10 protein-coding genes are annotated in these 13,860 nt (G+C 63.1%); 5 read left to right on the top strand and 5 right to left on the bottom strand.

Features of this window, described 5'->3' with window-relative positions; genetic code table 11:
• Nucleotides 1-47: 47 nt before the first annotated feature.
• Nucleotides 48-608, top strand: a complete 561-nt coding sequence (locus tag RF638_RS04590) for a hypothetical protein (protein ID WP_368841525.1) — start codon at nt 48-50, stop codon at nt 606-608.
• Nucleotides 609-687: 79 nt separating this feature from the next.
• On the opposite strand, the gene RF638_RS04585 is transcribed toward RF638_RS04590, so the two are convergent.
• Both RF638_RS04585 and RF638_RS04580 read right to left on the bottom strand, forming a co-directional pair.
• Complete coding sequence (locus tag RF638_RS04585) at nt 688-1,386, bottom strand: maleylpyruvate isomerase family mycothiol-dependent enzyme (protein ID WP_368841524.1); 699 nt, start codon at nt 1,384-1,386, stop codon at nt 688-690.
• Nucleotides 1,387-1,491: 105 nt separating this feature from the next.
• Nucleotides 1,492-3,711 carry an ABC transporter ATP-binding protein gene (locus tag RF638_RS04580; RefSeq protein ID WP_368841523.1) on the bottom strand — a complete coding sequence of 740 codons (2,220 nt, stop codon included), beginning with the start codon at nt 3,709-3,711 and terminating at the stop codon, nt 1,492-1,494.
• Between the two features lie 71 nt (nt 3,712-3,782).
• Between RF638_RS04580 and RF638_RS04575 the strand changes: the two genes are divergently transcribed.
• Entirely contained in the window at nt 3,783-4,424 is a 642-nt protein-coding gene (locus RF638_RS04575) for a PH domain-containing protein (RefSeq protein WP_368629061.1), read from the top strand.
• A gap of 29 nt (nt 4,425-4,453) precedes the next feature.
• Here the strand turns inward: RF638_RS04575 and RF638_RS04570 are convergent, their stop codons facing one another.
• From RF638_RS04570 to RF638_RS04560, 3 genes are all read right to left on the bottom strand, one after another.
• The gene (locus tag RF638_RS04570) at nt 4,454-5,557 is read right to left on the bottom strand and encodes an ABC transporter permease (RefSeq protein WP_129699995.1); all 1,104 of its coding nucleotides are present in this window, start codon (nt 5,555-5,557) and stop codon (nt 4,454-4,456) included.
• The gene (locus RF638_RS04565; RefSeq protein WP_368841522.1) at nt 5,554-7,089 is read right to left on the bottom strand and encodes an ABC transporter permease subunit; all 1,536 of its coding nucleotides are present in this window, start codon (nt 7,087-7,089) and stop codon (nt 5,554-5,556) included. Before RF638_RS04565 ends, RF638_RS04570 begins: the two co-directional genes overlap by 4 nt.
• A 120-nt stretch (nt 7,090-7,209) precedes the next feature.
• Nucleotides 7,210-8,988 carry an ABC transporter family substrate-binding protein gene (locus tag RF638_RS04560; RefSeq protein ID WP_129699997.1) on the bottom strand — a complete coding sequence of 593 codons (1,779 nt, stop codon included), beginning with the start codon at nt 8,986-8,988 and terminating at the stop codon, nt 7,210-7,212.
• Nucleotides 8,989-9,303: 315 nt separating this feature from the next.
• Here RF638_RS04560 and RF638_RS04555 point away from each other — a divergent pair, with 315 nt between their 5' ends.
• The 3 genes from RF638_RS04555 to RF638_RS04545 all read left to right on the top strand — a co-directional run bounded on the left by RF638_RS04555 (nt 9,304) and on the right by RF638_RS04545 (nt 13,749).
• Nucleotides 9,304-9,786, top strand: a complete 483-nt coding sequence (locus RF638_RS04555) for a lipopolysaccharide assembly LapA domain-containing protein (protein WP_129699999.1) — start codon at nt 9,304-9,306, stop codon at nt 9,784-9,786.
• 48 nt (nt 9,787-9,834) lie between these two features.
• Nucleotides 9,835-11,421: a cation:proton antiporter family protein gene (locus RF638_RS04550; protein ID WP_129700001.1), complete on the top strand. Its 1,587-nt coding sequence runs from the start codon at nt 9,835-9,837 to the stop codon at nt 11,419-11,421.
• Between the two features lie 114 nt (nt 11,422-11,535).
• Complete coding sequence (locus tag RF638_RS04545; RefSeq protein WP_095797480.1) at nt 11,536-13,749, top strand: NADP-dependent isocitrate dehydrogenase; 2,214 nt, start codon at nt 11,536-11,538, stop codon at nt 13,747-13,749.
• Nucleotides 13,750-13,860: the final 111 nt, after the last annotated feature.

Raw genomic sequence — 13,860 nt, 5'->3', positions numbered from 1 at the left:
ACTCAGAACGCTCGACTTTCACCTATCTCACTAAGGGGTCCCCACTCGTGGCTCAGTCCTCCGCCCGCCCGCCCAAACGTCACTCCGGTGGCCCCTCCAAGAAGCCTCGCCTGTCCCAGTCGGAAGCCGCCAAGGCCCAGGTGGACCACGACAACGCATGGCGTCAGTGGGTTTCCGACAGCGCCGTTGAGGCCGTGGACACTGCGCTGACTCACGTTCAGACGGTCGTGGAGGATCAGGTGCTGCAGTTCGGCGCCTTCCCCGTGTTCGTGGTGACCGGGGCCAAGGACGGCGAGTTCGAGTTGAACTCCCTGGATCCGGCCGAGACCGCAGAGCGGCACCCTGATGACGTTCTGGAAGAACTGCGCGCCATGACCTCCGCCAAGGCCTCCAATCTGCTGGTGGCCGCGCTGGCCTACCCCGCGACCCTGCCCGACCGCTCCGGTGCCCGAGCCGTGATCGTCGAGGTGGAACACCGCGAGCGCTTGAGCCTGGAAGTGGTCCAGGAGTACAAGGTCGTGGAATCCAAGGGCAAGACGTTCGTGAACTTCGGTGATCCGCACACCGATCGCCGCTGGGATCCGTGGCTGTTCGACGTGCGCGACTGAGGTAGCACCCCACGAAAAACCGCCGCCGTGCAACAGTGCACGGCGGCGGTTTTCTGTGAGTCAACAGCGACTCAAAGGCTTACCACTTGGGCAGCTCGGGCAGTTCGCCCTGAGACTCGATGTGCTCGTCGTCGCCGCGAGCCAACCAGGCCAGCATGCCTTCGCGGTCAGAGGTGATCTCCTGGCCGCCGTCACCGATGACCCATTCGTCGCGCTCCTCGGTGCGCAGGGTCATGCCCGGTGCGTTCTTGGCGCGCATGGTGCGAACAGCGGCCTCCACGGCGTTGAGCAGCGAATCCGGGTCCGCTTCCTCGATGGTCCAGGTGGTGTCCAGGTCGTGGTGGTGCACAACGACCTCCGCCACGCGAACGGCTGGGATGGATGTGGCAGGAACGGGCTTGCCGTGCAGGTCCAGTTCCTCGGTCTTGATCTCACCCTTGAGGCGTTCGCACTGCTCTTCGAAGTAGTCCGCGCTGTCACGAACTTTTTGGATGAGCTCTTCCTTGGGAAGAGCTGCCAGTTCGTCGATCTCCTGCTCACGAGCGTCCGGAGACGCGTAGAGCTCGGCGGGTTCGCCGGTCACGGCCCAGTCGATGAGCTTGACCAGCGCGTTACCGTTCGACGCAATGTGAGCGATCACATGCGCACGATCCCAGCCCTCGCACAGGGTGGGTTCGGTCATCTCGCGGTCGGCCAGGGACTCAATGGTCGCCAGGAACATGTCGGTTTCACGACGCAAGCGGGAAAGGTCTGAGGTCAGGCGTGCGGGATTAATCATGTCTCCACCCTAGTAAGTTTGCTGTGACACCCGGCACACATGACCGTGAGTGACACATACCGATTTCGTCCAAATACGTCCCTGAGCCGCTGCCAGTGATACCCCTTAGGACGCGCCCAGTTTCATCTGCTGACGCAGCTCGCGGCGTGCGCGTTGGGTATCCGGATCGGGCACCGGCACGGCCGCGAGCAGCCGCTTGGTGTAATCCTGCTCGGGGCTGCGCAACACCACTTCGCGCTGACCCTGCTCCACGATCCGGCCATGCTGCATGACCACGATCCGGTCCGCGAGCCGGTCGATCACCGCGAGGTCGTGCGTCACGAACAAGCACGCGAAACCCATCTCTGCCTGCAATTCCTCGAACAGGTCCAGCACCGTGGCCTGCACGGACACGTCCAACGCCGAGGTCGGTTCGTCCGCAACCAGCAGCTTGGGCTTCAGCGACAGTGCACGGGCAATACCCACGCGCTGCTTCTGACCACCCGAGAGTTCGTGCGGGTAACGGTTGCGGTAGTTGCGCGGCAATCGCACCTGGTCCAGCAGCTGCTCGATCCGGTTCTGCAGCTCCTGCCCCTTGGCCATTCCCGCCAGGAACATGGGCTCACCAATGGATTCGCCGATCGGCAGTCGCGGGTTCAGCGATGACGACGGGTCCTGGAACACCATGCCCACGTCCTTGCGCACTCCGTTAAGTTCCCTGCGCGAGGCGCCGCTGAGTTCACGGCCGTCCACGATCAACGATCCCTCCACCACGGGCAACAGTCCCACGGCCGCACGACCGATGGTCGTCTTACCCGAACCGGACTCACCTACCAGGCCCAGCACTTCACCCGCGGCCACGGTCAGACTCACGTCCTCCACTGCGCGGAACGCCGGGTTACGGCCTTGCTTGGGGTACTCGATCGCCACGTCCTTGAGCTGCAGCACGGGCTCGGTCACACGCAGCGCAGCGGTGTCGTCACTGGGTTCCATGTGCCGCGGGGTGCGCGCCGCATCCGTGGGCAGCGTGGGACGGTCGGAGGCAGTCGCCGCGGTCGATCCTGCGGTTCCTGCCGCGACGTCGTTGGCCGTCGCAGCGTCCCGGTCGGTCGACGACGACGCCGCCTCGCGTTCCTCCGCCTCAACCTCACGTTCCAGCACGGCCACCATGTCAACAGACTCACCGGTCTCGCTGCCTTCACCCAGGTGAGGGACCGACTCCAGCAGGGTCTTGGTGTAGGGGTGTTCGGGGCTGGAAAAGATCTGCTCGGCGGGCCCCTGTTCGACGATCCGGCCCTTCTTCATCACCGCAATCCGATCCGCCAGGTCGGCCACCACGCCCATGTCGTGGGTGATCAGGATGACGGCAGAATCCAGTTTGTCCTTGAGGTTGCGGATCAGGTCCAGGATTTCTGCCTGCACCGTGACGTCCAGAGCGGTGGTGGGCTCATCGGCGATCAACAGCTTGGGATCACACGACAGCGACTGCGCAATCATGGCGCGCTGACGCTGACCACCGGACAACTGGTGCGGGTAGGAACGGAACGCCTTTTCCGGATCCGGAAGTTCCACCATGGTCAGCATTTCCTTGGCGCGTTCGGCGGCCTGGGCTGGCGACATGTCCCGGTGGAGCCGGATCGTTTCCACGATCTGCTGGCCCACGGTGTAGACCGGGTTGAGGGCCGTCATGGGTTCCTGGAAGATCACGGCGATTTCTTCACCGCGCACGCGGCGCAGAGCGGCCCCCTGCAGTCCGATGAGTTCCTCACCGGCCAGCTTGGCCGAACCGTTGACCCGTGCGTTGGAGGGCAGCAGTCCCAGGATCGACATGGAACTCGCAGACTTGCCCGAACCCGATTCGCCCACGATGGCCAGCACCTCACCGGCGGCCACCTGGTAGTTCATGTCGATTGCGGCCGGGACCCATTCCTTATCCACGCCAAAGTCCACGGAGAGCCCGTCCACCACCAGGACCGGTTCACCGCGCACCACGCGGCGTTGGCTCCGCGAGCCGCGGGACGAGCGTTCGGTGGTGGCGTCCTGAGTACCGGAGCCCGCAGCTGACCGGTCCCTGCGCTTGCCGAAACCGCTCCGCAGGGAACGACGATCACGCCGAGCCTGGTTGTCGTCACGTCCCATGGCTTCCTTGCTGCCGAGGGCTGATTCGGCGCCTCGGGGTTCGCTGACTCCCGGGCGCTCGTTGCCGCCCCGAGGTGCGCTGTGGCGACCGGGTTGGCGAGCGGCGTCGTCCCGCCAGGGCGAGCCACCGGAGGCTGCGTGCTGACCCGATCCGTTGTTGTCGGGGGTGCCCTCGGGATGGCCGGGGGCGGAGTGCGAGGTGCTCATCGTGTGTGCTCCATCGTGTCTGAAACGTGGTGTGCGTGGGTTGCGAGGTGGGGATGCTTAGCATGGGGGCCATGCCCCACGACCAGAACTCCCCCGCTGCTCCCCCGCGTGTGTATCGCGCCGCGTCCGCCCCGTGGCTCACCGGTTTTCTGGTGATCCTGGGCGTGGTGGCGGCGGTGACGGGTTGGGGCCAGAACGCGCTGCTCACCGTGGCGAGCGTGTGCTGCGGTGCCGCCCTGGCTGGGCTGGGATACGCGCTGTACTGGCGCCCCCGCATGGAAATTCACGGATTCGGCGTGCGGATCATCAATCCGCTGCGCAGCGTGGATATTCCGTGGGCGCAGATCATCGACGTGCGCACACGCTTCACGGTCACGGTGGTCACCGAAGGCGGTTCCCACTCGTGCTTCGCGCTGCCCGCTGCGGGTCCCGGATCCGCACTGCGCTCCGGCACCCAGGGCGTGACGCGAGCCCATCCCCTGGCCCGCACCGAAGGCGCCGTGCGCACCGGCGACCTGGCCGGTACCCGTTCGGGTACCGCAGCCAATGACATCCGCACGCTGTGGCAGCGCAAGATCGACACGGGCGAGTTGGACGTCTTCATCCGCGACGACGCCGCTCTGGAACCCGTGCGCGTCCGTTACGTTCCGGCGCCGCTCGCCGTGACGTTGGCGCTGGCCGCGGCGGGTATCGCGCTGTTCGTCACAGCCTGATACCCGCGACGCGCCCGCCGATGACTGACTCATCGGGTGGCCCGGTTGACGGCACCGCGCATGTTGGCGTTGGTACCGGCATCCACGTCGCCGCGCTCGTTGCGATGCTCGCCGCGTTCGCGAGCCTTCTTGGGGTTGAACTTGCGCTGGCGTGGATCGAACGCGTCACGTAGACCGTCACCGATGAAGTTGATGGTCAACGCGATGGTCACGATGAACACGCCGGGCCACCAGAACAACCACGGGCGGGTCGCGAACGCTGTTTGGTTCTCACTGATGAGACGGCCCAGTGACCAGTCCGGCGCCTGAATACCGAGCCCCAAATAGGACAGCGCAGTTTCCAGCAGAATCGCCGAGGACATCAACAGCGTGATGTTCACGGTGATCACACCCACGGTGTTGGGCAGGATGTGCTTGAAGATGATCCGGCCGCTGGACGCGCCGGCGAGCCGGGCGGCGTCGACGAACTCGCGTTCGCGCAGCGACAGGAACTCACCGCGCACCAGGCGGGCCAGCGGGGGCCACGATGCCGCACCGATCAGCAGGCCCAGCGCAATGACCGTGGCGACCGTGGGTAACCCGGTGGAACGCACAAAGGAGATGGCCATTCGCCCCAGCAACGCCGCCAGAATGACCAGCGGGATGATGATGATCACGTCGGTCAGGCGCATCAGGATGGCTTCGGTCCAGCCACGGAAGTAACCGGAGAGGCCACCGACCACTGTGCCCAGAATGCCAGCGATCACGCCCACCACGACCATCACGATCAATGAATACTGCGTTCCCTGCATGGTCATGGCGAACAGGTCGCGGCCCAGGTTGTCCTGGCCGAAGGGATGATCGCCCAGGCCCGGAGGCAGAAGCGACAGTGTGGGACGGCCGCCATTGACAACGGTTCCGGTCGCGTCAGGATCCCACTTCCACCAGCCCGGGACGGGGCCGATGCCAATGGACGTGATCGCCAGCAGAACAATGAAAAGGAGAACGATCAGCGAAACGACCGCACCCGTGTTGCCGAAGAACCGCTGGCGGACTAGCTGCCCCTGGCTCTTTCCCTGGACGTCGTTGCGAGGCTCGCCCATGGGACCAAGGTTCTCGGCCTCTTGAACTTCAATTTGCTGCGGCTGGCTCATGCTTTCACCCTCACACGCGGGTCGAGAACGGAGTACACGAGGTCAGCAATGAGGTTGAAGACCATTGCCACGATTCCCGTGACCAAGAAGACACCCATCACGGGGTTGGGGTCCACGTTGCGTACAGATTGCACGAACAACTGGCCCATACCAGTGAACGCGAAGACGGATTCAGTGATGATCGCACCACCGATGAGAGCGCCGATGTCGTAGGCCACCAGGGTGGCCAACGGGATCAGCGCGTTACGGAAGGCATGACGCATGACCACGGTGCGCTCGGACAAGCCCTTCGCGCGGGCCGTACGGATGTAGTCCTGGCCCATAATCTCGAGCATGGAGGACCGCGAGTAACGGGAGTAAGACGCCAGTGCGAGCAAGGTCAGGGCAATGGTCGGCAGCAACAGGTGGGTAAACCGGTCGATGCCCATGATCCAGAAATCACCGGTCAGACCTGGTGTTGCAGCGCTGGCCGTGGCGATCGGCCGCCCTCGGATGTGGCCGGAGTCCAAGTAGTTCGGCCAGGACTGCATGAAGCGGTCGAGGATGATGAGCAGCGCCACGAAGAACCCGGTGATACCGGCCACGCGCATGCCCTGACTTCGGTCGTAACCACCGGCAAAGAAACCGATCGCCGCACCGATGGCGATCATGACCAGGCACAGGATGATCACGGTCAGCAGGCCTGCACCTCGGAAGAAGCTCTGGACCGGGAAATAAAGGGCGAGCCCCACCAGTACGGTTGCTAGACCCGCATAGAGAGCGCGCTTATTACGCAGCCCCGAAATAAGGATGGTCGTGATCACGGCCACGAGAACACCGGTGAGACCGATCAAGGGAATGCCCAGGAACGGCGCCGTCAACCAGTTGGTCGCCAACACGAAGTACACGATGCCCGAGGTCACCAGGAATCCCAGCACCCCCATGAGGATGCGAGTCTTCAGCTTCCCGAAGGACACGAGGTACCAGATCAACCCGGCCACCACGCCGATAGCCAGGATGCTGGCTAGGGACATGACCGGGTCTTGTAAGAAGTCGTTGAAGGAAATCGCCACAATTTCTTTGAGTAGCACCGCCAACCAGAAGCTCGGCAGTGAGAAGCACAAGAACGTGAAGAACGTGATGCCGTAGTCCAGTCCGGAGTACTGGCGAAGGGCTGAAACGATGCCCAGCGTGATACCGATGACGATGGCCAGGATGGTTCCTGCGGTCACCAGCATGATGGTCTGGCCCATGGCGAAGGCCAGCATCTGGGTCACTTCCATACCCTCACGGCTCAAGCCCAAAGTGCAAGTGTCCGTAAATGGTGCGAGGCATCCCAGTGCGCCACCCAGCCACGTGAAGTAGCGAAGAATGGGTGGCTGATCGAGATTCAAGGCTTCGGTTCGCGCAGGAATCAATTGGGCCGCGTTGGGGTGTCCGTACAAATCCCAGAGCGGGTCGCCCGATGCCGCCGTCATCATGTAAACGATGAATGAGGCACCCAGCAGAATGAAAACGGCCGTGACGAGCCGTCGAAGAATGTAAGAAATCATGTCGCTGCCTTGTGAGGGTGTAAGGGTGACAGCGTGTTGCGAGACCGCGTCAACTTCCCACGGACTCGCAACACGCCATGCACGCTAGACGGTTAGCTCCTTCAAGTGAGCTCGTGCGCCTTACTTACGCGACCACTCCCACACGTTCCAGAACACGCCGTCCTGGTTGGGCTGGTATTCGGTCACACCGTCGATCTGGTCGGACACTCCGAAGAAGCCCGGGGACTGGAACAGCGGCAGACCGTAGCCGTCCTCGAAGGTGTGCTTGTCGATCTGGACAATCTGCTCATCTCGAGCGTCCTTGTCCAGGTTGGAACGAGCCTCGTCGGTGAGCTTGTCCACCTCGGGGTTGGAGTACTTGGTGTAGTTACCGCCACCGCCGGTCTTGAAGATCTGGGACAACATTTCGGTGCCCACACCCGGGGAGACCCAGCCGAACAGCGATGCATCGTAGTCACCGTCCGCGAGCTTCTCCGACCAGTTGGGGTCACCCAAGTCCTCAACCTTGAAGCCGGCCTGCTCTGCGGATTCCTTGATCAGCTGGAAAGTATCCACGCGCAGCGGGTTCTCGTTGTTGTAGAGAATTCGCACGGTCGGGGTCTTGCCATCGAGCAGTTCCTTGGCGCCGTCGATATCGACGTCACCGTAGAGGTCTTCTGCCTGGTTCTCCTCGGTGGTCTTCCCGTACTCTTTCTGGCTGGTGACCCACATCTGGGAGTTCAGCACGGAGGCCTCGTCGTTGACCGGCTTGATGAGCTGATCGACGATCTGCTGACGCGGAACGGTCTTCAGGAATGCCTCTCGGACTGCTTGATCCTCAAAGGTGTCCGCGCCGAAGTTCAGGTCCAGGTGGTCGTAGGCAAGCTGGCCGCCCTGGATGACTTCCACGTTGTCCAACTCGTTCACCTGATCGATGGTGTCCTTGTTGACGTTGCCCGGGGCCATGATGTCGACTTCGCCGTTGCGCAGCGCCTGGATCTGAGCGGTTGCGTCACCAATGGTGCGCACCGTGATTTCATCGAGCTTGCCAGCGTTGTCACCGGTGTAGCTATCGTTCTTGACCAGGGTCACGGAGTTGTTCTCGACGATGTCGTTGATCTTGTACGGGCCGTTGGAGACCAACAGGCTCTCGTCCTCCGGCTTGTCCGAGAACTGGAAGGCCTCGGCCCAGGTCTTGCCGATCTCTTCGAGTTCGGGACGTTCCTGCGGATCCTCAGGATTACCTTCGGGCGAGTCCTCCAGGGTCTTGAGGAGTTCGTCCTCGGTCATGCCCGCCTGCTCAGCAACCACGTGGGCCGGCTGCAGGTAATCGTTGTCAAAGGCGATTTCCCAGTCGGACTGAGGTTCCTCGTAGGTAATGGTGAAGGACTTGCCGTCCTCGGAGAACTCGGGCTTGTCGGTTTTGCCCATGATGTCCGTGGAACCTGCGATATTGAAGTACTTGGTACCCGTTTCGGCCTCGGCGTCCTCATCGTTGTGGTAGCCGGACAGGATCGACCACCAGAGGATGATGTCGGCCTTGTCGATGGCGTTGCCGTCGGACCACTCCGGATCGTTCAGTGTGTACTCGACGGTCAAGGGATCGTCGGAAGTCTTCTCGTAGCTGCCAAAGCCCTCATTGGGCACAATTTCCTGCGCGGGGTTCACATAGATGAAGCCTTCGCGCGTAGCGTTCGCAATCTTGCCGTTGATGTCCAGGTTGGTCGCCGCCGTGGCGTTGTTGACTGCAGTGAATGCGTTGGTCTCGGCAACGGTGACCACGCCGCCTTCTTGACCTTCTCCTTCACCCCCGCCGTTTTCTTCTCCGCCGCCGCCAACGTTGGCGCAGCCTGACAGTGCCAGTGCGGCAATGGCAGCGACTGAGACAGCTGCCTTGCCTTTAAAGGTGTAATTTCCCATGACGGTATCTCTCCTGGTGTGGTGTCACGATCGGTGGGGCACCACGGTGTGCTTCCACCCGCGAATTGGATGAGTTGAGCGTGAAGTGTGTTTCACCTCACAAGTGAGATCTAGGTTACCGGTCGTTCACCATGAACACGCCTACTAGTTGTCCGTGTCCGACAAATCCGCCTCATTCGTTACTCATTAGTCACAATCTCGAAACACGAGGGGCTTGATTGAAACGAAATCCGTTCTGACCACGGCTCCTGTCTCTCTTGACTCATCCTGTGACTACGCTGGTCACAACAAGTACTGCTACCGGGAGGAATCGACATGACTCAGCACCCGCAGGACCCCGTACAGCCTCGGCGTGATCCGTCGGAGACCGGTGAACCCTTCGACTCGAGCCCACAAAACGCAGGAGACCGCAGCGCGGAACGCGACCGCGCGGCGTCGTCGTCGGTGGAAACGACCCGCGGCGACCAACACGACAATCGCACCGCGCGCGCAACCGATCCCACTCTGGACGGGCCCAAGAAGCGCGGCGTGTCCGGCATCGTGTGGGCCGCGCTGATCCTGGGCGTGATCATCCTGATCCTGCTTTTGATCTTCATCATCCAGAACAACGTGTCCACACGATTCGAATACATGGCGTGGCAGTTCAGCTTGCCGCTCGGTGTGGCCATGCTGCTCTCCGCCGTGGCGGGTGCGCTGGTCATGGCGCTCGTGGGATCGGTGCGCATGTTCACGCTGGGCCACCGCGTGCGCAAACTCGAGAAGGAACGCGCGCGAATCCAGGACACCCTCAGCCGGTAACCGGACATGACGCCCCCGGCCCGCCCCTTGACCAAGGTCGACTGAGCCATGACCACCGTGGCCGTCTATCTGGTGGTGGTCATGGGGCTGGGGGCGTTCGCACATCTGATTCGGCTGCCACCCCTGCTCGGGTTCTTGGCCGCAGGGTTTCTGCTCAACGGGCTGGGCGTCGAGCGCCTGGACGAACTGGAGCTGCTGTCCGAACTCGGTGTCACGCTGCTCTTGTTCGGGATCGGGCTGAAACTCGACGTCCGGACTCTTTTGGGTAAAGAGGTGTGGGCCGCCGGTGGCATTCACATGGTCATCAGTGCCCTGGCCAGCGCGGGGGTCCTGTGGCTCATGATGCTCGCGGGCCTGGAACTGGCTGGCGAAACTCTCGGCACCGTGCTGCTGGTGGCCTTTGCACTGTCGTTCTCCTCGACCGTTCTGGTGGTCAAGATCCTGGACGAGCGCGGCGAGTCGAACTCGCTGTATGGGCGAGTCGCCGTGGGCATCCTGGTGCTTCAAGACATCGCGGCGGTGCTGTATCTGACCATTTCCAGCGGCCACCTCCCCTCTCCTTGGGCACTGCTGGTGCTTGCACTGTTATGGCCCGTGACCCGGCTCGCACGAAAGCTGTGGTCCCGGTTGGGTCACGGCGAGTTGCTGGCCTTGTTCGGCGTGGTCATGGCGCTCGTTCCGGGCTGGTGGGCCTTCACCGTCACGGGACTCAAGGGTGATCTCGGTGCTCTCCTGGTGGGCGTGCTCTTGGCCTCCCATCCCCTGGCCCGGGACCTGGCCAAGTCGATTCTCACGGTCAAAGACCTGTTGCTCGTGGGGTTCTTCGTGAGCATCGGCTTCTACGGGTTGCCCAGCCTGGAAATGGTCATCATGGCCGTCATCCTGTGCCTGTTGATCCCCTTGCAGTCCGCCATCATGGCCGCCGTGCTCACGTTGTGCGGGCTACGACGGCGCACGGCAGTCCGCGGGGCGCTCGCCCTGGCCAATTATTCCGAGTTCGCTCTCATCGTGGGCGCCACGGCGGTGGCCTCCGGGCAGCTCGACGACGACTGGCTGGTCATGCTCGCGTGTGCGGTGGCCCTGAGCTTCGTGGTGTCCACGGTGCTCAACCGTCGCGGCAGCCTGATCACCACCGCCCTGCTTCGCTCTGTCCCGGAAGCACCCGAGGATCAGCTGCACCCCGAGGACCGTCCCCTGGATCTGACTCGCGCGGACGTCCTGGTCCTGGGCATGGGGCGGGTGGGTACCGCCACCTATGACGAGTTCACGGTAACGACCTCGCACAAGGTCGTCGGGCTCGAGATCGACCCCGTGAGGGCGCACCACCTGTGGGAGCGTGGCTACGATGTCGAAAATGCGGACGCCACGGACGCGGACGTGTGGGACCGGATCTCCGCAACGGGCCACGTGAAAGTCGCGGTGCTCGCCATGCCGTTCCACGATGCCAACCTGTCCGCGCTGCACGAACTCCACAAATCCGATTTCTCCGGCCGCGTAGCCGCGGTGGCACAGTACGAGGATCAGGTCGCCGAGTTGGAGAAGCTGGGCGTGAACACGGTGATCAACCTGTACTCCGGTGCCGGACTGGCTCTGGCCGTGGAGGCACAGGAGGATCTGGAGCACCCGGAAGCCTGATATTCGGCTCCAATCCGGTGCTGGTCCACGAATGAAACTCAACGGGTGTGGCCCCCACCACGGGGTAGGCTGGTGGGCAGTCCAGTGACCGTCAAACCAAGGAGTCATTGCCCCATGCCCAAGATCATCTACACCAAGACGGATGAGGCGCCCCTGCTCGCCACCTATTCCTTCAAGCCCGTGGTCGAGGCCTTCGCGTCCACCGCTGGTGTTGAGGTGGAGACCCGGGACATTTCCCTGGCCGGCCGCATTGCCGCTCAGTTCCCGGATCGCCTGACCGAAGAGCAGCGCGTGGCCGATGCCCTCACCGAACTGGGCGAGCTGGCCAAGACCCCGGAAGCCAACATCGTGAAGCTTCCCAACATTTCCGCGTCCATCCCGCAGCTCAAGGCAGCCATCGCCGAGCTCCAGGCCGCCGGCTACGACATTCCGGATTACCCGGAAGAGGCCGTGACGGATGAGGACAAGGACACCCGCGCCCGCTACGACAAGGTCAAGGGCTCCGCAGTGAACCCCGTGCTGCGCGAGGGCAACTCGGACCGCCGTGCTCCCAAGGCCGTGAAGAACTACGCCAAGAAGCACCCCCATTCCATGGGCGAATGGTCCGCTGATTCCAAGACCAACGTGGCGACTATGGGTCAGAACGACTTCCGCGCCAACGAGCAGTCCGTGGTCATGCCCGCCGATGACACCCTCAAGATTCAGCTGGTCACCGATCAGGGCACCGAGGTGCTCAAGGAATCCGTGCCCGTGCTCAAGGGTGAAGTGGTCGACTCCACCTTCATGAGCGCCGCTGCTCTGGACGAGTTCCTCAAGGCCCAGGTGGCCCGCGCCAAGGAAGAGGACGTGCTGTTCTCGACCCACCTCAAGGCCACCATGATGAAGGTCTCTGACCCCATCATCTTCGGCCACGTGGTCAAGGCGTTCTTCCCCGAGGTCTTCGCCCAGTACGGCGATCAGCTGGCTCAGGCCGGGCTGTCCCCCAACGACGGCCTGGGCGGCATCCTGTCCGGTCTGGCCAACGTGGCTGACGGCGACAAGATCAAGGCCGCCATCGAAGAGGGCATCAACAACGGCCCCGAGCTGGCGTACGTGAACTCGGACAAGGGCATCACCAACCTGCACGTGCCTTCTGACGTGATCGTGGACGCTTCCATGCCCGCCATGATCCGCACCTCCGGCAAGATGTGGGGCCGTGAAGGCCAGCAGGAGGACACCCTGGCAGTGCTGCCGGACTCCTCCTACGCCGGTGTGTACCAGGCCGTGATCGAGGACTGCCGCGCCAACGGCGCCTACGACCCCACCACCATGGGCACCGTTCCCAACGTGGGCCTCATGGCGCAGAAGGCCGAGGAGTACGGCTCGCACGACAAGACCTTCGAGATCGAGAAGGCCGGCACCGTGCAGGTCGTCAACCAGGCCGGCGAGGTCCTGATGTCCCACGAGGTTCAGCCCGGTGACATCTGGCGCGCGTGCCAGGCCAAGGATGCTCCCATCAAGGACTGGGTCCAGTTGGCCGTTCGCCGTTCGCGCGAGTCCGGCATGCCGGCCGTGTTCTGGTTGGACGAGTCCCGCGCCCACGACCGCAACCTCATCGAAAAGGTCAACCAGTACCTGGCCGACGAGGACACCGACGGTCTGGACATCCGCATCCTCTCCCCCGTGGACGCCACCACGTTCACCATCGAGCGCATCCGCCGCGGCGAGGACACCATCTCCGTGACCGGCAACGTGCTGCGTGACTACCTCACCGACCTGTTCCCCATTCTGGAACTGGGCACTTCCGCCAAGATGCTGTCCATCGTTCCGCTGATGAACGGCGGCGGTCTGTTCGAGACCGGTGCCGGTGGTTCCGCTCCCAAGCACGTGCAGCAGCTCGTCGAGGAAAACCACCTCCGCTGGGATTCCCTGGGTGAGTTCCTCGCCCTGGCTGCCTCCTTCGAGCACCTGGCCACTCGTTACGACAACCCCAAGGCTCAGGTTCTGGCGGACACGCTGGACCGCGCCACGGGCACGTTCCTCAACGAGAACAAGTCCCCGTCCCGCAAGGCCGGCGAGCTCGACAACCGCGGCTCGCACTTCTACCTCGCGCTCTTCTGGGCCGAGGAACTGGCCAAGCAGACCGAGGACGCCGAGTTGGCCAAGGCCTTCGAGAAGGTCGCTTCGGAGCTGCGCTCCAACGAGGACACCATCGTGAAGGAACTGCTCGAGGTTCAGGGTTCGCCGGCCGATATCGGCGGTTACTACTGGCCCAGCAACGAGAAGGCCTCCAACGTGATGCGCCCCTCGGCCACGCTCAACAAGATCGTGGATTCGCTCAGCGCCTGATCGCGTAGCGCGTTTCCAGATCGACGACGCCGCCGCGTCGCCTCTTCGGGGGCGGCGCGGCGGCGTCATTCTCGCCGTGGTTCACCACGTCGAGGAACCGGGCACGAAAAA

Origin of the sequence: Kocuria sp. CPCC 205235, from assembly GCF_040980905.1 — a bacterium.
GTDB lineage: Bacteria > Actinomycetota > Actinomycetes > Actinomycetales > Micrococcaceae > Kocuria > Kocuria carniphila.
Note: the sequence above shows the minus strand (reverse complement) of the source record. Positions and strands in the feature narration are given on the sequence as shown.